This is a genomic window from Methyloceanibacter sp. (assembly GCF_050728395.1).
Lineage (GTDB): Bacteria > Pseudomonadota > Alphaproteobacteria > Rhizobiales > Methyloligellaceae > Methyloceanibacter.
The window spans coordinates 1-18,622 of the sequence record NZ_JBOHJB010000059.1; the positions used below are offsets into that span (position 1 = coordinate 1).

Consider the following 18,622-nt stretch of genomic DNA (forward strand, 5'->3'; position numbering starts at 1 on the left):
CGACTCGTTGATCACCTTCCAGCCGGCGATGGATGAGCCGTCGAACATGATCCCGTCGGTGAACGCCTCTTCGTCCATCAACTTCGAGTCCATGGTGACATGCTGCATCTTGCCCCGCGGATCGGTAAAGCGGAGGTCGACGAATTTGATTTCATCGTCTTTGATTTGCTTCACTACGTGCTTAGCGTCTGCCATTTTACTCCCCTGTCCTTCGGATGTTTGATGCCGCCTTGCCGGCTCCCTGCGAAGCGGCGGAATCGAGTCTGATCCTGGGTCGTCCTAAGGCCGGTGCATTGTTGCCTCGTCAGATGGCGTCGTTCCCTGTCTCGCCGGTGCGGATGCGCACGGCTTCCTCCACATTCGACACGAAAATCTTGCCGTCACCGATGCGACCGGTCTTCGCCGAGGCGATGATCGCGTCGATGGCCTTTTCCACCATGCCGTCGCCGAGCACGAGCTCGAGCTTCACCTTGGGCAGGAAATCGACCACATATTCGGCGCCACGATAGAGCTCGGTATGGCCTTTCTGGCGCCCGAACCCCTTGGCTTCGGTGACGGTAATACCCTGCAAACCGATCTCCTGCAGGGCTTCTTTGACCTCGTCCAGCTTGAACGGTTTGATGATCGCCTCGATTTTTTTCATGTTCTCCACCGCACCTCCCCGTTGGGCATACCAAACCGCTTAGGCCGCGCGCGTTCGCCCGTACCTGCCGGACTCCTGCCGCCGCCCAAGCACGCCCTATGCCAATCTTGTCAGGGGGAGGGTTCCTTATGATTCCAAGGTTTTATGAGCAGGCGCCGGGACATCCCGGTCCCGCCCTCGTAAGCTAAGCCCACGATTTAGGCAATATGCACAGGATTTCGGCAATCTGCCCGCGACACGCGCCTTTTCGTTTTCGTTGAGGCTTTGCTTTATCGTGCGGTCGATGCTCGAGCTATTGACCTCGGAGGAGATGGGTCAAGCCGACCGCCTTGCCATTGAGGGCGGGGTGCCGGGCCTCGAGCTCATGGAGAATGCCGGGCGCGCGGTGGCTGAAGAGGTCAGCGCACGTTTCCCCGATGCAAGCGAGGTCGCCGTACTTTGTGGGCCCGGAAATAATGGCGGCGACGGCTTCGTTGCCGCCCGCCATTTGCTCGACAAGGGCTACGCTGTGCGCCTTGGGTTCAAGGGGGACACGAGCCGCCTCCCGCCCGACGCGGCCGCCATGGCCAAGGCCTGGACCGGAGACGTCGAGCCTCTCGGCGCCGCGCTTCTCGCCCGCGCCGAAATCGTGGTCGATGCCCTGTTCGGGGCAGGGCTTGCGCGGCCCATCGAGGGCGATTTCGCCGCGCTGATCGAAGCTGTGAATGCAAGCGGGCTGCCCGTCGTTGCGGTTGACGTGCCGAGCGGCGTCGACGGCACCACCGGAGCGGTCAAGGGCATCGCCGTGCGCGCGGCCGCCACGGTTACCTTCTTTCGTTTCAAGCCGGGGCACCTGTTGTTGCCGGGGCGCGCATTGTGCGGGGTGACGCGAGTTGCCGATATCGGCATTCCTGACAGTGTGCTTGAGACCATCAAGCCCAAGACCTTCGCCAACGAGCCTCAATTGTGGCTATCGCATTTTCCCTGGCCGGCGCCGCAAGGCCATAAATATGCCCGCGGTCATGCGGTGGTCGTGTCTGGGCCGGCCTTCTCGACCGGCGCGGCAAGGCTCGGTGCCATCGGCGCTTTGCGGGCTGGCGCCGGCCTCGTCACCGTCGCCTCACCGAAGGACGCCGTGGCGGTGAACGCCGCGCAACTCACCGCCATCATGGTGCGGGCCGCCGATGATGCGAACGAACTTGCTGAGCTGTTGGCGGATGAGCGCAAGAACGCCGTGCTGATCGGCCCTGGCGCGGGCGTCGGCGAGCGCACCAGGGCAAAGGTCGTCGCGGCATTGGCGAGCAACGCCGCGATCGTGCTTGATGCCGACGCGCTGACCTCCTTTGCCTCAGACGCCGACGCACTCTTTGCCGCCATTCGCTCGCGCGCAGCTCCGGTCGCGCTCACGCCGCATGAGGGCGAATTTTCTCGCCTCTTCGGTCCGATCGGGGAGGGCGCCAAACTCGAAGCCGCCCGCGAAGCGGCGGCGCGCTCAGGGGCGCTTCTGCTGTTGAAAGGCTCAGACACCGTTGTCGCTGCGCCTGACGGCAGAGCCTCGATCAACGCCACCTCGAGCCCCTGGCTTGCCACCGCCGGGACCGGCGACGTGCTTGCCGGAATGGTCCTCGGCCTCATGGCCCAGAGGATGGATCCCTTCGAGGGCGTATCTGCCGCGGTTTGGATGCATGGCCGTGCGGCCCAGCTCTTCGGACCGGGCCTGATCTCCGAGGATTTGCCCGGGATGCTGCCAGCCGTCCTGCGGGAACTGGCAGATTCAAGAGGACCGGCAGTCTGACTCCACTAATCTGCTGAGGATTCTCACCTCAACATCTGACCACGCGAACGTGACCCTGCTCTCCATAATCGAGTAGCGCCTCATCGCGGGTGAGCAGAGTGCAGCCATAGTCCCGCGCGGTAGCGGCGACGATTCGATCCGCAGGATCGCGCGGTGGCGTTCCTGGCAAAAAGGAAGAGGCGATTAGGAGATCGGGCGACATGTCGGCAAGCTGCACATGCGGCTCTTCGAAGAAGCGTTGAAACCATCTCTGAGGCGTGATGAGGAGCTTGAGCCGCGCCCGTGCAACGAGAATTCCGACCTCCCAGGCGCTGATCGGTGAGATGTAGGTGATCACGCCGGCATCGTTTGCCGCATCGAGCAATTCGACAGCAGTCCGATCGAGCGGCTCATCCCGTGCAAGCCAAATCAACGCGCAGGTATCGAGCAATAGTGGTTGCCCGCTCATCGATCCTCTCCCCAGTTCGGATCAGCTGGCTCAGTAAGGTCAGTGCCGGGCACAATTTGAGTCAACTCCTTCAATATCCCGAACAGAGGATGCCGCTTGCGGGGACCATTCTGGTCAGGCTTGCCCGGTCCTTCTGGCTCAGGCCGGGACGGCGTTTGCACGCGGCGGAAGACAAGTTTACGTGCCACCATGTCGACCTGCTCCGTTTGGTATCCTGCGTCGAGCCAGACTTTCGTCATGACGTTGTTGGAGGGATTGTTGCTCCACCAGGCGCGATGGTGCTGCGCCTTCGGCGGCAATTCCACCCCGGTTACACGTTCGATTTCCTCAAATGTCATCGGGACCAGTGCGAAGCGTTGCTTCCGCAAAAAGTCTCCTAAAGGAGCGTATTTTCCCACGGCGAGTACCTCTCAGTGAGTAACATGTAGTGTAATTCTAGTGTGCACACACAGATATGTCAATGCCAGTTTCTGCATAGAAGTGGGTTTCACAGGAGAGGTCGCGACCCGTTGTTGACACAGTGCGACCTTATGGGGGACATGAGAATCGGAGGGGGCCGAAAGGCCCGTTTTCTCGCCATGGGCTCATGACCAGCCGGCGCTTCACGCTTCTTGGATTTGCTCTCGTCCTCATCGTCGCTGCGAGCCAGGCCGGCGCCGAGGACGTGACGCTGCTCCGCGCCCGCGAGGGGGCGGCGGCGCTGCTCCGCGGCCAATACGACAAGGCGCTTGCCGCCTATGACGAGGCTCTCACCAATCCTGAAATTGCCGATTTCGTCAAAGCAAGCATCTACAGCGATCGCGGCGTCGCCAAATGGCGGCTGAAGCAGACCAAGGAAGCCGTCGACGATTTCAATCAGTCGATTCAGATCTCGCCCGAGAGCGCCTCGGTCTACAACAACCGTGGCAACGCGCTCATGGATTTGGGTCACCCCGACGAGGCGGTGAAGGACTTCGATCGCGCCATCGCGCTCTCGCCGAATTACGGCGCGGCCTACAACAACCGCGGCAACGCCCATGCTGTGCTTGCCCAATACGAGCCGGCCTTCCAGGACTATCGCAAAGCCGTCGAGCTGATGCCGACGAGCGCTGTCGCCCTCAACGGTCGCGGCAAGGCGCACGCGTCGCTGCAACGCTACCATGCCGCGGTTCGCGACTATTCCCGCGCCATCGCCCTGAACATCAGATACGACGCCGCCTACGAGAACCGCGGCGAGGCTTACCTTGCGCTCGGGCGATATGGTGAGGCCGCGGGGGACTTCACCCAGGCGCTCACCTCAAAGCCGGACCAGCCGGACGTGCTGCTCTTGCGCGCCCGCTCCTATGCTGGCGACAAGAAATACAACACCGCGGTCGACGATCTCAGCAAGGCGATCGAGCTCAAGCCTGACCTCGCCGACGCCTATATCGAACGCGGCGAAGTCTACACCCAGGTCCGCCGCCTTCCCGACGCCATCGCCGATTTGACCCGCGCCGTCGAGCTTAACCCGCAAAACGCCAAGGCTTACGCCATGCGTGCCGAGGCAAGAATGAAGGCCGCTCCGCCGAAGAAACCTGAGCCTGTGTCGATCGTTGCCAAGCAGCCCGAAGCCGCCGCACCTGCCGATGCGAACGCCGCCACGCCTGCCGATCCGAACGCCGCCGCGCCTGCCGATCCAAATGCGGTTGCCCCAGGCGCAACGGCTTCTGCCGATCCAAACGCCGCGGCTCCGGCCGCGAACGCCACTCCGGCAACGGCGGGCGCCTCTGCCGATCCGAACGCGGCAGCCGCTCCTGCCGATCCAAATGCTGTTGCCCCGACTTCGGCCGATCCGAACGCTGCGGCTGCCCCTCCTGATCCCAATGCAGCCCCGGCTCCAGCCGATCCGAACGCTCCTGTTGATGCGAACGCGGCACCCCCCGGCGCGACGGCGTCTGCCGATCCGAATGCCGCGGCTCCGGCTGACGTCAGTGCCGAGCAAAACGCTGCGCCCGCCGCGGATGCCGCTCCCGAGCCCGTTCAAGCTGACGACGAAGCGCTGAAGGACCTCCAACAGGCGCTGACGCTTGCCCCTGACGATCCCGAGGCCTTGCGTCTTCGCGGCGACTTCTACCAAGCCACCGGCAAGACGCCGGAAGCGATTGCCGATTATCAGGCCGCGCTCGCCAAGGATCCCTTCCAGAGCGAGAGCCGGGACGCTCTCGAGAAGCTCGGCCAGGATGTGCCGGCGGAGCAGGGACTGCCTTTGGCGCCTCCGGTGTCGGACTGGGTCGTTACCGAGCCATCCCCTGGGCGCTACGTCGCCACCAATCCGAAATACAAGAAGCTGCGCGCCGAGCTCGAGATGTTCGGCTCGGGCAAGCCCAAGATCGTCGAATGGACCCAGATGAAGGACGCCCTCTCCGGCATCGGCCTGCTTCGCTACTATGCCGGCGATTTGGCGGAGGGCGCCAATCAGGAGCTCCTCTATACGGCAATCATCGACCTGTGGGCGAACAAGGTCGTCACCATCGAGCCCTACAGCTGGGGCGCCAATGCTGCCAAATGGGATTGGCAGGCCTATTCGGTGGTGGTGACCGATCCCGACGGCACCCCCAATGAGATCAAGCTGAGGAAGCCGAAAGTGAGGCCGGTTGCTCGCGAGGGAGGCGGCTTCTTCGACCCATGGGGCGGGCCGGGACAAGGGCAGGCTGCACCTCGCGGTCGTCGCGGCGGCGGCGGCGGCGGAGGCGGGGGTGGCGGTGGTGCCGGCGGCGGACTTTTCGGTTGGTTCGGCCGATAGCCCTCTGCCTTATCTTTCGTGATTGCAGCTTCTGGCCTCAGACCTAGGACAACATGACCCTCTTCCTTGCCAGCGTGCGTGACGAGGCCGAAGCCGCGACCGCACTCCTCGCCCGCGCCGACATCGTCGACCTGAAAGAGCCAGGGCAGGGCGCCCTCGGCGCGCTCGACCGGGAAACCGCATGCAGCATCGTATCGCTCGTTGGCGGGCGCGTAGCCGTGAGCGCCACCATCGGCGATCTGCCGATGCACCCGCAAATCATCGGCAATGCGGTGCTGGAGAAGGCCGCCTGCGGCGTCGACTACGTGAAGTTCGGGTTGTTCCCCGGCGGCGACGCGCGACGCTGCCTCGATGCGCTTCGCCCGGTGGCGCGGCGCGTGCGGCTCATCCTCGTGCTGTTCGCTGACCAGTTGCCAGGCTTCGACGCCGTTTCTGCCGCGACGGACATGGGAGCCGCAGGCATCATGCTCGACACCGCGGATAAGCAGGCCGGCTCGCTGCTCGCGCATCTCAATGTCTCCGAGATTGGCCGCTTCGTCGGCCATGCCAAGGCCCATGGCCTGATGGCCGGCCTCGCTGGTTCGCTCACCGCCGCCGATGTGCCCGAGCTGCTGCCGCTTGCGCCGGATTTGCTCGGCTTCCGCGGGGCGCTTTGCCTTGGACGCCGCAGCGCGTCCCTCGACCTTGCGGCTTGCGCTACCATCCGGACCCTTATCCCAGAAAACCGCTCGGCAGCGGAAAGCAAGCTGCCGGCAAGGATGTCCGAAACGCCCGCTCAAGCGTTATGCTAGGCGGAGCGACCGCAATCCCGACGGAGTCCCTCATGCCGATGGCAGAAGAGCGCGTGACGCGAGCCGGCCGCGTGTCCTCTGGCGGCACCGGCACCGACGCGCCGTACGATCGTGTCTTCGTGCACGACCTCGTGCTTGACGCCGAGATCGGCGTCTATACCCATGAAAAAGGCGTCACCCAGCGCGCGCGCTTCTCGGTGGATATCGAAGTGACGCCGACCGATCAGGCCATCGAGGATCAGATCGGGCGCGTGCTCGATTACGACATGATCATCGACATCATCAAGGGCATCCTCGCCGAAGGCCACATCAACCTGGTCGAGACCTTGGCCGACGAGATCGCCTCGCGCTGCCTTGCCCATCCGCGCGCGGCTTCCGTGAAAGTGAAGATCGAGAAGCTCGACAAGGAGCCCGGCGCCGTCGGCGTTGAGATCGTGCGCCGGCGCGTACGGACCTGATGGCCATGCGCGGCCAAGCTTTGCCGGCGAGGACCGACGAGCCCGCGGTTGCGCTCGAGCCGCGACCTGTCGTGGTGAAGCTCGGCGGCAGCGTGGTGCGCTCGCCCGAGCTGCCGGCTTGGCTCGATGTCATCGCGGCGAGCGCGCGGCCCGTTGTCATCGTGCCTGGAGGAGGGGCCCTCGCCGACGAGGTGCGCGCCGCGCAAAGCAAGCTCGGCTTCGGCGACGGCGCGGCGCACCGCATGGCGCTTCTCGCCATGGACCAGCTCGCCTGGGCGGTGGGAGGCTTGCGCGCAGGCTTCGAGGTTGGCGGCACCGAGGAGGCGTTGCGCGCTTCGCTTGCGCATGGCCGCGTGGCGGTGTGGGCGCCCTACAGCTTGGTCGCCGGCCGCAGCGACATCCCGCAATCCTGGACGGTGACCTCGGACAGCCTTGCCCTTTGGCTCGCACGTCGCCTCGGCGCGGAATGCTGCTATGTGATCAAGTCCATTCAGCGACAGCGCGGCCGGTTCAGCGCCGCACAGCTCGCCAGCGACGGCGTCGTCGACGAGGCATTTCCCAGCATGTTCAAGGACGCCACTTTCCCCGTGTTTCTGCTCGGGCGCGGCGACCAGGCGGCACTCGCGGCAAGCCTTTCGCTCACCGGCACTGTCCCGTGCGGTGCAACCATCGACTAGCAGGGGACTCGTCATTGCCCGGCACTCGGGTCTGGCTACGCCAGCCCGAGCACAAGCTTGATGATCCGGGCAATCTAGTAACCCCTGCGCGCGATGGTTACTGGATTCCCGCTTTCGCGGGAATGACATTGCAACGGCCTCTGAGGCGAAGATCCACCGGCGCGTTCAAACGGACTTCTCACACGGCCGCTGCATTGCCTCTGCGAAGCTCACCCGCTTGTCCTCCAACGACAGGGCCTCCGACCAATCCGCCACCATTTCGCAGCAGGCCCGCGCATCTCCGCGGCAGGATCGAGCGCGCCGGCAGCGCGATTTGCGGCACAAGCGCCACAGCTCGAACAGCCCCGCTGCGCGTTCCAGGTCTGTTTCAGCAGCGATTGCCATCGGCGCGAACCTCAGAAATTCCTCGCCCCAGCGGGGAGAGGGCTTCCTGCCGCGAGCTTGCGCGCCTTGCGCTCAAGCAGCAAAGCGGAGCGCATCAAACTTGCGCGCAAGTCGCATGGCAGGAAGGGTGAGGGGGATTTTTCTTTGCTCCGCCGCTCCCCCTCACCGCGCTCGCATTTGCACCCAACCAGCGAAGCGATAGCGCGTCGAGAATGCGAGCGCGTGCTCTCCCCAAGGGGAGAGCGGGGAGTTTGTTGCGCGGTTACAGCAGACATGCGACTCCGTCTCCGCGGCGCGGTTTGCGCCCGGGTTTTGCGTTTCTCCCTCGCCGCTTGCGGCAAGGGTCAGGGCGCGCCGAAAGGCACGGTCCAACTATGGCGGCACGTCCGTTGCCGGACATGCGGGCGCCTTCCGGCGCGCCACATGCGCATCACACAGCGACCTTCCTCCGCCCGCCGAAGCGAGCTTCGCGAAGGCGGGAGCGTTAGCGCATGCTTCCACGCGGCGTTTGTGCGATGCCGGGCCGCGCTTTTTATCCGCGAAGCCTAAGGGCTTCGCGTCTATCAGCCAGCTCCTGGCAGGGACTCCTAGTGGTCCCGGGCGGAGCCCCGGCATCGCCCGAGTGCCGAACTTGCGCGTTCGGCCCGCAGGCGCCGCAGCCTCGTCCAGCTTCTCGATGCGCCTCGCGAAGCGACCCTTGGCGGACAAGGCGAGTGCAGGATAGGCGAGGTTTGAGGAGAGGGGATAAGGTGGGCATAGTCTTTACGCATGGAGACCCAATGGGCGTTGCCGCCGATCAAGCCGACTCCGCATCGAGCTGTGTAATCTTGGCGCGAAAGCGCTCGGCCTCGTCGCGGTCGGGCAGCTTCCCGTAGAGATAAGGCCAGACGCTCTCGCGGTAGAGAGCAACCATGATCGGCTCCCAAGGCCAGCTCTCCGACGAACGCATGACCGAAAGCATCTCTTCAAGCCGGTTGCGCACGTGGCGCGGATCGGGAACATAAGCCTACGGCGCGGCAAGGGCCTCGCCGAACAGGTCTGCTGAAACCGGCGCACTCAGTCTTAGCTCTGCTTCTTGTACTCATCCAGGTCAGCCGACGTGATCTCAGTGTGCTCGACCAGCTTGAAATGCCGCTCTTGCACCTTCGATACGTCATAGGCGGACCCCGCATCTATCGCGAGTTCCATTAGCGCGATTGTGTAGACGTCCGTGCCCGAACCTGTCTTTGAGATATCAATGGTCTGGGCGGCAATGGCTTTGCAGACCAAATGCGGAAACCGCTCTCTGCAACAGTAGATATCCTGTATAGCCTGCACCGCGCCAATGATTTCGTCGCGCCCCTTTGCTTGAACCGGAATGACGTACTGAATGCCGCATTTGTCCACACCAACGTAAAGCTCGTCAGTCTCAATCTGACTCCTAGCGAAGTGTTCAACGGTAGTGCGCAAGTGGCTCTGAAGCGGAAATGCGGCAATTCCCAGAAATAGATCGATCAATCGATTGTATCTGATGCGAGCCAAGACGGCCTGCTCGTCACCGAGTGCATATCGCTCCACAATCTGAGGAGTTGAGTTTGGTACCTTGATCGCCCTCAGAGTCGTATCCGGCGCGAAAGGACCATTCTTTGCTTTTACGAATTTGTATTTGCCCTTGCCGTTCGGCAACAGCAGCCAATGCCGCGGCTTGGCCAGCTTCAGAATTTCCTCGGGAAGAGCCTCCCTCCCGTGTCTGATCGAGTAAATATTGTCCCCGAGATTCTTCGGCTCCCTGACTCCTAGGGCCTCGCAAATCTCCTTTATCTCACTCCGACTCCACTCAAACTCATCGACCTTCTCCGCAGAATGACGAGCGAACAGCTCCTTCATCACCCTGATGTATACGGTGGCGGTGTCGCCTTTTTCGTCATTGGCCATCGGGCTTCACTCGACGTGCATGGCAAGTTCAATCTCGTGCTGCTTTCTTTTCCTCGCGCCGCTCTTTCTGTCCCGACGCCCTATGGGTGCCACGACATTCCAGAACGCCGCAGCTCTCGACATGTCCTTGGAGAGAAGTGAGGGGTCTCCGAGTTCAATCACCTCACTTGGCCGTGTCGGTGCGTATTCCAATGCTTTGGCAACCTCTTGTGCGACGTAACGAGCCACTACCGGCGACACCGCGTTGCCGATCTGGCGAGCCCCATGCCACTTGGTCTCGTGAAAGCGAAACCAATCAGGGAAGCCATGTAACCGCGCCATTTCCCTAACGGTGATGCAACGAGGCCGCTCATAGTGAATTGGACGAGGGCTGGTGAACGCCCCCCTTGCGGAATCTGTCCCAGCGCGGAGCGTGTTCGATACTCCATCTGCGGGGAGTCTGAAGAAGCGTGAGATTGGCTCAGTCTCACCCGGCGGCGTGGCCGCAAATCGTCGACGCGAGATATCCGAGTGCAATGTTCGCATGCTTGAGCTGAGCAAGCGCGGGTTGATCTTGCGACGATAACCGTACCACCACATCCACTCATTGATACCGCGCAACTCCCTTGCGTAGGCGCTCGGGCGCCCCCAGTCGCGTGTCAGCACCCAGTCCTTTTGCGAGAGTTCGGCGAAGTCCTCAGCGTCGGGCAAATCCGATAACGCCTCTCGACATGTCGGCCCCTCCGACAATTTCCTGTCCTTTCCTGTGCCCGCTGCCCGCGTTAACTCGTCGGGATACTCCGGAAGGGGTAGACCTCTCTGTGCGCCCAAAAGAAACAATCTCCTCCGGTCTTGGGGTACACCAAAACTCGCAGCATTGAGGACCTTCCAATCAAGGCGCACGTCATAATTCTTTTCTCGAAAGAGTTGGATGAGTTCGTCGAGGAATTGACGATGCCGCCCGACCGTCAATCCCTGGACGTTCTCAAAAATGAAGTATGCGGCATCTAGCTCCGCGACCAGCCGGACAAATTCCCTGACAAGCATGTTTCTCGGGTCGTCGAATGCTCGGTATCCAATCAAGGAGAACCCCTGACACGGGGCACCGCCGATCACAACGTGTACGGGCCTTCTTCCAAGCCGCGCTTTACTCCTGATTTCGTCAGCTCCAAGCCCGACGACTGACCTGGGGAGCACCTCACAATAGGGAAAGTTAAACTTGTGTACGGAGGCGTGTATGGGGTCGATCTCTACAGCCGCGGCTATGTCGAACCCGGCCTGTTCGAAACCCAGGCTCATACCGCCGGCACCCGAGAACAAATCGACAGCTATCGGCCGCGCCATGGCAGTGTCCTCGATGATGTAGAACAAATATAGAACACGTATTACAAAGACGCTAGCTGTTTGGGGGGGGACCGAGAAAGCACTGCACTCGGCGAATCAATTTCTCTCGTTGCTTGAGCTCGCATTGCCACACCGTGAGCGTGGACCACCCCTCTGATCGAAGCTTCCTAATGTTGCGCTCATCCCGCGCCCGGTTTGCGGCGATCTTGGGGGCCCAGTAGGCGAGCTTGCTCTTGGGAAGGCGCCCCTTCTCACAGCCGTGGCCATGCCAGTAGCAGCCGTGGACGAAGATCACCTTGTGGCGCCGCGGAAAAGTTAAGTCCGGAGTCCCCGGTAGGTCGCGACGGTAAAGCCGATAGCGATACCCCGCCGAATGTAGAAGGCGGCGCACCGCAACCTCGGGACCGGTATCCCGAGTGCCCACAGCTTTCATGATGAAACTGCGACCCTCTGGCGAAACGTGGTCAGACAAGATGATTCGGCCTCAACTTGGTTTTCGGTATTTTGCAGCCTTGATGGCTTTATGAAATAGGAGTCCACTCCCCTCGGTCCATTTTCCACCAATGAAAATCGTGGATGGCCGGGACAAGCCCGGCCATGACGGGGAACGCTGGCTCGGCCGTGAACAATAATTGCCGTTGATAACGACGTGGCAGGCGAGACTCATGTTACCCGTTGTCTTATCTACGAATCCACCTAGATCGCTGCAAGAATTTGAGGGCCATGGCACGATCCCATCAGCAAGACCTGTTTGAGGGGGAAGCGCAGCCCGAATTATTCAAGCCCGACGCGGCCCCGCCGGTCTACCGGCCCGACCTCGATCAGGTCCGCGCGCGGCTGCACAAGATTTTGGCTGAGGCGCGTGCGGCGAAAAAGCTTCCCTGGGACAAAGACCAACTCCTCGTTTACCGCAGCATCTTCCCGCAAATGGCCGGATGGCTGCCGGAAGAAGAGGGCGCGCAACTAAGGTTCGAATTCGACACAGAATTGACGCGGCTCAAGGCGGCATGACCCACTAGAGCGGCTGGGGCCAAGCCCGGCCATGACGACTTCGACCTCATGCTGAGGAGCGGCCGTAAGGCCGCGTCTCGAAGCATGACACCCTTCGAGACGCGAGCTTCGCTCACCCCTCAGGGTGAGGTTTACGTGGCCATGATGAGGATTTGTGGCTTGGCGCCGCCGCTTGCTCGTCACCCCGGCGAAAGCCGGGGTCCAGTTTTTTTTACTGGCGCATCCCGCGCGAGCTGGATTCCGGCTTCCGCCGGAATGACGCGCTTTCCCGGCTCACCACTCGCGCTTCAACGCATGGTGGGTTAGAAGCAGGCCTAGCTCATTGGCGAAGCGCACCTAGCAATGGCTGAAAGCATCCTCTTCCTCACCGGACATCTGGCGCGCCCGCGGCTGGAGGCGGTGCTCGAGGGCATGAAGGCGGGCTTCCCCTGGAAGGTGCTCGACATCGGGGTCAAGGTCGCGGCGCTGATGACCGAGGAGATCATCGCCCGCCGGCTGCCGAAGCCGGTCGAGGCCGACAAGATCATGCTGCCCGGCCGCTGCCGCGCCGATCTCGGCCACCTGAGCGAGCGTTTCGGCGTGCCCTTCGTGCGCGGCCCCGACGAGCTCAAGGACATTCCCGGCTATTTCGGACGCGCCGCCAAGGCCTCGGACATGACCAAATACGACATCCAGATCTTCGCCGAGATCGTCGATGCCTCGGCTCTCACCATCGAGGCCATCCTTGCCCGCGCCGAGGACTACGTGCGCAAAGGCGCCAATGTCATCGATCTCGGTTGCCTGCCCGACACGCCCTTCCCGCATCTCGAGCAGGCGGTGCAGGCGCTGAAAGCCAAGGGCTACCAGGTGAGCGTCGACTCCGCCGATCCCGACGAATTGCTCCGCGGCGGCAAGGCCGGCGCCGATTATCTGCTGAGCCTCAACGAGGACACGCTTGCCATCGCCGATCAGGTCGCATCGACGCCGGTGCTGATCCCCAAGGAGCATGGCGATCTTGCCTCGCTTTACCGGGCCATGGACGCGCTCGATGCACGCGGCCGCGCCTTTCTCGCCGACCCTGTTCTCGATCCGATCAATTTCGGCTTCATGCAGTCGCTCGAGCGCTACGCGCAAGTGCGCCGCGACCGGCCAAAGGCTGAGATGCTGCTCGGCACCGGCAATCTCACCGAGCTTACCGACGCCGACACCACCGGCATCACCGCCGTGCTGCTCGGCATTGCCTCCGAGCTTCATATCCGCAACGTGCTCGTGGTGCAGGTGAGCCCGCATACGCGGCGCACGATCGAGGAGCACGACCTTGCCCGGCGCATCATGTACGCCGCCCGCGCCGACCACGACCTCCCCAAGGATTACGCCTCGGGCCTGCTCGCTCTGCACGCTCGGCGTCCCTTCCCGCAGACGCCGGACGAGATCGCCGAAAGCGCCGCCGAAGTGCGCGACAGGAACTTCCGCATCGAGATCGCCGAGGACGGCATCCATATCTATAATCGCGACGGCCATCACATCACCAAGGACGTGTTCGACCTCTACCCGAAGCTCGACATCGACAAGGACGGGGCGCATGCCTTCTATCTCGGGGTTGAGCTCGCCCGGGCCGAGATCGCCTGGCGGCTTGCCAAGCGCTATGCCCAGGATGAGCCGCTCGACTGGGGCGTGGCGGCGGACGCCCCGGCCGACGACAAGACCAGACTGAAAGAGGCCGGCCATACGCTGATCGCCAAGAAGAAGCGCCAAGCCTCGTGACGTGCGCCAGCGGGCGCGGAGACCGATCATGCCGATGATCAGGGAGACCATCGTCACCACCCTCAACGCCGAGGGCAAGGTGCATATCGCGCCGCTTGGCCTCATCGCCGAAGAAGGCGGCTGGATCCTCGCGCCGTTCAAGCCGTCGACCACGCTCGACAATCTGCGCGCCAATCCTTATGCGGTGGCGAACTTCACTGACGATGTCCTCGTCTTCGCAAGCTGCCTGACCGATCGACGCGACTGGCCGACGCGTCACGCCACCCACATTCCGGGCGCCATCCTCGACGGCACGCTTAGCCATGCCGAGTTGAAGGTCGACTTTGTGGAAGAAGACGAGCAGCGCCCGCGCTTCCACTGCAAAGTCGTGTTCGAAGCGTCACACGCTCCGTTCAAGGGTTTCAATCGCGCGCAAGGAGCGGTGATCGAGGCGGCAATTCTAGCCAGCCGCCTGCATATGCTGCCGCGGGAGAAGATCGAGCGCGAGCTTGGCTATCTGCAGATCGCGATGGAGAAGACCGCCGGCCCCCGCGAGCACGAGGCCTGGCGCCTGCTCGTCGAAAAGATCGAGGACCACTTCAAGCACGCGCCGAAATCGGACTAGGGGCCGACAACCGCCGTTACGGCCTCGGGCCGAGATACGGCCTGTTGTAGCGCGCGTCGACGCAGTACTGGCCGTTCCAGTAGCGATATTCGCCGCAGCTTGCCGGACGCGGCGGCGGCACCACGATTACCGGCTGCTCAACCACCACCGGCTGCTGCTGGACCACCACAGGCGGAACTGCTTGCGGGACGACGACGACCGGAGGAGCGGCATAGGGGCCGTAGCCATAGTTGCGGCGCCAGCCGACCGGTTCGAAACTTCCGTGAGGCGCAACGAGCCTCGCTGCTCCCAGCGCGGGGGCCGCGGTGGCGGCACTCGAAGCGCCCAAGCCAATGCCGGCGGCAATCAAGACCGTGGCGAGGACGAGACCATATCGCATTTGACGCTCCCTCTTTTTGCCGCGCGCATTTTCGGGCCTAAGGATAGGCCGGCGCAAGGCTTCATGGGGGGCAAGCGGCCGGCTTTGGTTAACCGGTGCTCGATGAGCCGGCGCTCCGTGCAATGCGCCTGATCAGCCGCATCGCCAGCCACAAGAACACGATGACTACGAGGAGCGCGGCGAGCGGCGCGGCAAGGGCAAGAAGCGAGACGAGGAGAGAGCCGCCAAGCTCCGCCGTGGCGATGACCGGGTTGCCGACGCCTGCCGTAAGCACGGTCGACTTCGCCCTGAGCAAAGCGGTGACGCCTTGCGTGAGCCCAGCCACGCCGCCGCCGGCGATGATCGCCGTCGTCCATTTCAGCATCGGCGGCAAATCGGTGATCACCGCCGCCGAGACCAGAGTGCCGGCGACCACGGCGGCGGGGGTGGCCAAGGTGTCGAGCAGATTGTCGACGCCGGGAATGTAGTAGGCGAGGATCTCGACGAGCGCCGCCACGCCGAGCATCATCAACGCCGACGGCGTCCCGAGCCAGGCGAAGCTCTCGCTCAACGGAAGGTAGCCGGTATAGGCCGCCGCGCTCACCACCAGCATCGGCAGGAAGACGCGGAAGCCGGTCGCCGCCGCGAGCCCGACGCCAAGGGCGATTGAGAGGGCGAGATCAAGGTCGGACATGCGACCTCCTATTTCGCCGATGGGCCAAATAATGCCCAGGTCGGCGGGAATGATGCGGCCTTCGATACCGAGTCGCTTACGCCTGAGGGCGGTCAAGGTCCAGAGGGGCGCTCATCCATCATGGCCCGCAAACAGGAGTTTTGGTCGACAGGTTTGCTCCTGGCCGTGCTGGTAACGGCTAGCGAGAGCACGGCCTTTGCCGTTGAGAGCGCCGCACCCCAAACATGCGTCACGGCGCCAAGATCGCCGCTCGTGGTCAACGTCAAGGACAAGGGCGCCAAGGGCGACGGGCGGGCCGACGATACCGAGGCGATCCAGGCCGCGATCGACGACATCGGCGGCACTGGGGGCACTGTGCTCGTGCCGAGCGGCACCTATATGGTCGACGCGGTCGACAAGAAGCGGCGTCTTGCGCTGAAGGGCGACATGACGTTGAAGCTCGCCAAGGACGCAATCCTTAAGGCGATCCCCAACGACTCGCGGAAATATTCCGTGCTCTCGATTTCCGGCGTGTCGAACGTGACGGTAGTGGGCGGCATTCTCGAGGGCGACCGCGCCGAGCACCAAGGCAAGGCTGGCGAGGCAGGCATGGGACTCCGCATCGAACGCGGCGCCAACGACATCACCATCGCTGGCGTGACCTCACGCAAGATGTGGGGCGACGGCTTCTATGTCGAAGACGCCAAGAACACGAAATTCTGCGCCGTGACCGCCGATAATAACCGCCGCCAGGGGCTGTCCATCGTCGAGGCTGACGGCGTGCTGGTGACGGATTCGGTCTTCAGCAACACGCATGGGACGCGTCCGAGCGCCGGTATCGATCTCGAGCCGGACCAGCCGTCGCAAAAGATCGTCAACATCCGCATTCAGAATTCCAAGTTCCTGAACAATGCCGGCCCTGGGATCGAGATCGCCGGCAAGAGAGGCGCCGTCGCCAAGGTCGAGCTTTCGCGTAACATGTTCAAAGGCAATCGCCCCATTCTGGTCGAGAATGCGCCTGAGGTGCTCGCCTCTGCCATCTGCGGCAACCGGCAGGTCACCTCCGAGAAGGCGTCATCGGAAGGATTGAACGCCTTCGCCGACCCGATCGATATCGTAGTCCACCAGAACGACTGCGAGGATGGCAGCGACATGCGCTTCGAGGTCAACCGCCAAACGCGCAAGAAGAAGTAGAGCAACTTCGGTCAAGCCTGTCTCTGACTCGTCATGTGGGGCCCTGGGCTCCACGCTTGTCATGCCCGCGAAGGCGGGCATCCGGTAACCCCTGTGTCGCAAGCCGGCAGAGGACAGCGATTACTGGATTGCCCGGATCATCAAGCTTGTGCTCGGGCTGGCGAAGCCAGACCCGAGTGCCGGGCAATGACATGTTTCTTAAGGGCTCGTCGAGGCGAGCAAGGCGACGGCAACCGCGGGCGCGCAGCGGGCAGCCATCTCGCGCGCTTCCGGCGCGACGTCGAGCATGTCGGCGAAATCGAAGTAGGGGCGGCCGAGCCGCTCGGCGAGCCGCCTCGCGATGAAGCGGCCGCAGCCGGCGCCGATCACCGGCGCATCTGGCGAAAGCGCGTCTCGCTCGGCGAGATTCCGCGCCGTATGCTCGATCTCGGCAAGCTGGCAGTCGCCGAAATACCGCGCGAGCGCGATCCATTCGGCAAGCTCTGCATCGCCGGCGTCACGCCCGAGCATGCGGGCAAGCCGGCCTGCGCTCTCCACCGGACTCTTTCCCCGCTGGTCGGCGGTAGGGTAGGGGTCTGCATCGTCCGGAAGATCGCCAGCGAGCCGCCAGACATCGGCCATGGTGGCGAAGCGTTCCGCCGCGATCCTCTGCACCCGCCCCCTGAACGGCGCTGAGCGCGCTACCGCCATTACCGGCGTGCGCACCACGCCGGTATAGAGCAGCTCGCCTTCGGTCAGGCGCTTGGCGTCGGTGGCACCACGGGCGGCAACCTTTCCGGCTTTGATAGAAATGAGGTCGGTGGTCGTCGTGCCGACATCGACGAGGAGTCCGTCCCCATGATGCCGGGCAACCAAGGAAGCGGTCGCATGAAAATTGGCTGAGGCGACTTCCATCGGCCGCAGCTTGGCGTCCTCGGATGCGAGAAACCCGGCGCGGCCGGCGTAGATCAGAAGCTTCTGCGCTCCCACCGTCCTGACCATCAAATCGACGAGGTAAGCGACACCCTCGACGCGGTCGTTGAACACGTCGGACAATTCGCCGGTCATGGTGACGGCGTGCGATCCGGGAAGCGCGATCGACGGCAGCGCGGCCTCGACGGCGGCGTCGAACTTGCGACGCTCGGGGATGATGGGGCAGGGGATCTGGGCGACGCTGACCACGCGCTCACCGTCGACGCAGGCGAGCTTGATGTTTGCGCCGCCCAAATCCCAACCGATGACCCGTGTCATTGCCGCCTCACCTTGTCATTCCCGCCGAAGCCGGAATCCAGTAAGCACCGGTCTTAGATCATTCTTGAACCGGCGGTTACTGGATTGCCCGGTCAAGCCGGGCAATGACAAGGTGTAGGAGTGAACACCATGAACGACTTCGCCATCATTCCGGCCCTCGACTTGCAAGGCGGGGCCGTCGTCCATGCAAGCGGTGGGGTGCGCGCCGAATACCGGCCGATCGAGACGCCTCTAGGCGCCGCCGGCGATCCGGTGGCGCTCGCCCGCGCCCTCCTCGCCGTCACCGGCTCTCCCGTGCTCTACATCGCCGACCTCGATGCCATCGAGGGGGTCGGCAATCATTTCGACGTTTGCCGCGATCTCGCCAGCGCCCTTCCGGGCAGCGAGCTGTGGATCGACGCCGGCTTCACCAACGTCACCGACTGCGCCTTCTGGCTACCGCTCGGGGCAACGCTGGTCATCGGCACGGAAAGCCTGAGCTTCGCCGAGGATTGGCAGGAGCTTCGCGCCTCTTTCGGCGAGAGCCTCGTGCTGTCGCTCGACTATGGCGCCGAGGGCCGACGCGGGCCGTCAACGCTGTTCGCCGAACCCGCTCATTGGCCGGAGCGGATCATCGCCATGAGCCTTGACCACGTC

At 63.3% G+C, this 18,622-nt stretch carries 20 protein-coding genes; 10 read left to right on the forward strand and 10 right to left on the reverse strand.

The genetic code is table 11. From position 1 onward, the window contains the following. A partial coding sequence (locus tag ACREC7_RS11230; protein WP_431555776.1) for a glutamine synthetase beta-grasp domain-containing protein occupies positions 1–195 on the reverse strand: 195 nt, incomplete at its 3' end. Between the two features lie 109 nt (positions 196–304). Then, the gene (locus ACREC7_RS11235; protein ID WP_424389873.1) at positions 305–643 is read right to left on the reverse strand and encodes a P-II family nitrogen regulator; all 339 of its coding nucleotides are present in this window, start codon (positions 641–643) and stop codon (positions 305–307) included. Between the two features lie 283 nt (positions 644–926). On the opposite strand from ACREC7_RS11235, the gene ACREC7_RS11240 reads away from it, so the two are divergent. Then, positions 927–2,417, forward strand: coding sequence for an NAD(P)H-hydrate dehydratase (locus ACREC7_RS11240; protein WP_431555794.1), 1,491 nt, complete (start codon positions 927–929; stop codon positions 2,415–2,417). Positions 2,418–2,445: 28 nt separating this feature from the next. Here ACREC7_RS11240 and ACREC7_RS11245 read toward each other — a convergent pair whose 3' ends face one another. Then, complete coding sequence (locus ACREC7_RS11245; protein WP_431555777.1) at positions 2,446–2,865, reverse strand: type II toxin-antitoxin system VapC family toxin; 420 nt, start codon at positions 2,863–2,865, stop codon at positions 2,446–2,448. Next, a complete protein-coding gene (locus ACREC7_RS11250; protein WP_431555778.1) occupies positions 2,862–3,263 on the reverse strand; it encodes a DUF7662 domain-containing protein in 402 nt (133 codons plus the stop codon). Before ACREC7_RS11250 ends, ACREC7_RS11245 begins: the two co-directional genes overlap by 4 nt. A gap of 188 nt (positions 3,264–3,451) precedes the next feature. Between ACREC7_RS11250 and ACREC7_RS11255 the strand changes: the two genes are divergently transcribed. From ACREC7_RS11255 to ACREC7_RS11270, 4 genes are read left to right on the forward strand one after another with little or no spacing between them, the layout of a single operon-like run. Next, on the forward strand, positions 3,452–5,626 hold the full coding sequence (locus ACREC7_RS11255) for a tetratricopeptide repeat protein (protein ID WP_431555779.1): 2,175 nt from the start codon (positions 3,452–3,454) through the stop codon (positions 5,624–5,626). Positions 5,627–5,679: 53 nt separating this feature from the next. Further along, complete coding sequence (locus tag ACREC7_RS11260) at positions 5,680–6,417, forward strand: (5-formylfuran-3-yl)methyl phosphate synthase (RefSeq protein ID WP_431555780.1); 738 nt, start codon at positions 5,680–5,682, stop codon at positions 6,415–6,417. Between the two features lie 32 nt (positions 6,418–6,449). Next, entirely contained in the window at positions 6,450–6,875 is a 426-nt protein-coding gene (gene folB / locus ACREC7_RS11265; RefSeq protein WP_431555781.1) for a dihydroneopterin aldolase, read from the forward strand. Further along, a complete protein-coding gene (locus ACREC7_RS11270; protein WP_431555782.1) occupies positions 6,875–7,552 on the forward strand; it encodes a hypothetical protein in 678 nt (225 codons plus the stop codon). The genes folB and ACREC7_RS11270 overlap by 1 nt, the downstream gene beginning before the upstream one ends. A gap of 1,446 nt (positions 7,553–8,998) precedes the next feature. Here ACREC7_RS11270 and ACREC7_RS11275 read toward each other — a convergent pair. Genes ACREC7_RS11275 through ACREC7_RS11285 form a run of 3 tightly spaced genes read right to left on the reverse strand, consistent with a single transcriptional unit; the run spans position 8,999 to position 11,645 of the window. Next, positions 8,999–9,850 (reverse strand): hypothetical protein, encoded by an 852-nt coding sequence (locus tag ACREC7_RS11275; RefSeq protein ID WP_431555783.1) that lies wholly within the window; start codon positions 9,848–9,850, stop codon positions 8,999–9,001. 6 nt (positions 9,851–9,856) lie between these two features. Beyond that, entirely contained in the window at positions 9,857–11,200 is a 1,344-nt protein-coding gene (locus ACREC7_RS11280; protein WP_431555784.1) for a DNA cytosine methyltransferase, read from the reverse strand. A gap of 25 nt (positions 11,201–11,225) precedes the next feature. Further along, a complete protein-coding gene (locus ACREC7_RS11285) occupies positions 11,226–11,645 on the reverse strand; it encodes a very short patch repair endonuclease (RefSeq protein ID WP_431555785.1) in 420 nt (139 codons plus the stop codon). Positions 11,646–11,896: 251 nt separating this feature from the next. On the opposite strand from ACREC7_RS11285, the gene ACREC7_RS11290 reads away from it, so the two are divergent. From ACREC7_RS11290 to ACREC7_RS11300, 3 genes are all read left to right on the forward strand, one after another. Then, positions 11,897–12,184 carry a hypothetical protein gene (locus ACREC7_RS11290; protein WP_431555786.1) on the forward strand — a complete coding sequence of 96 codons (288 nt, stop codon included), beginning with the start codon at positions 11,897–11,899 and terminating at the stop codon, positions 12,182–12,184. Positions 12,185–12,526: 342 nt separating this feature from the next. Then, positions 12,527–13,927, forward strand: coding sequence for a DUF6513 domain-containing protein (locus ACREC7_RS11295; RefSeq protein WP_431555787.1), 1,401 nt, complete (start codon positions 12,527–12,529; stop codon positions 13,925–13,927). A gap of 28 nt (positions 13,928–13,955) precedes the next feature. Then, positions 13,956–14,531: a DUF447 domain-containing protein gene (locus tag ACREC7_RS11300; RefSeq protein WP_431555788.1), complete on the forward strand. Its 576-nt coding sequence runs from the start codon at positions 13,956–13,958 to the stop codon at positions 14,529–14,531. 16 nt (positions 14,532–14,547) lie between these two features. Here ACREC7_RS11300 and ACREC7_RS11305 read toward each other — a convergent pair whose 3' ends face one another. Both ACREC7_RS11305 and ACREC7_RS11310 read right to left on the reverse strand, forming a co-directional pair. Further along, positions 14,548–14,910: a hypothetical protein gene (locus tag ACREC7_RS11305; RefSeq protein WP_431555789.1), complete on the reverse strand. Its 363-nt coding sequence runs from the start codon at positions 14,908–14,910 to the stop codon at positions 14,548–14,550. An 88-nt stretch (positions 14,911–14,998) separates the two neighbouring features. Further along, positions 14,999–15,583, reverse strand: coding sequence for a DUF4126 domain-containing protein (locus ACREC7_RS11310; protein ID WP_431555790.1), 585 nt, complete (start codon positions 15,581–15,583; stop codon positions 14,999–15,001). Positions 15,584–15,703: 120 nt separating this feature from the next. Here ACREC7_RS11310 and ACREC7_RS11315 point away from each other — a divergent pair, with 120 nt between their 5' ends. Continuing rightward, entirely contained in the window at positions 15,704–16,756 is a 1,053-nt protein-coding gene (locus tag ACREC7_RS11315; protein WP_431555791.1) for a glycosyl hydrolase family 28-related protein, read from the forward strand. Between the two features lie 198 nt (positions 16,757–16,954). Here the strand turns inward: ACREC7_RS11315 and ACREC7_RS11320 are convergent, their stop codons facing one another. Further along, positions 16,955–17,986 carry a hydantoinase/oxoprolinase family protein gene (locus ACREC7_RS11320; protein ID WP_431555792.1) on the reverse strand — a complete coding sequence of 344 codons (1,032 nt, stop codon included), beginning with the start codon at positions 17,984–17,986 and terminating at the stop codon, positions 16,955–16,957. A 129-nt stretch (positions 17,987–18,115) separates the two neighbouring features. Here ACREC7_RS11320 and ACREC7_RS11325 point away from each other — a divergent pair. After that, the coding region (locus tag ACREC7_RS11325; protein ID WP_431555793.1) for a HisA/HisF-related TIM barrel protein at positions 18,116–18,622 on the forward strand (507 nt) is incomplete at its 3' end.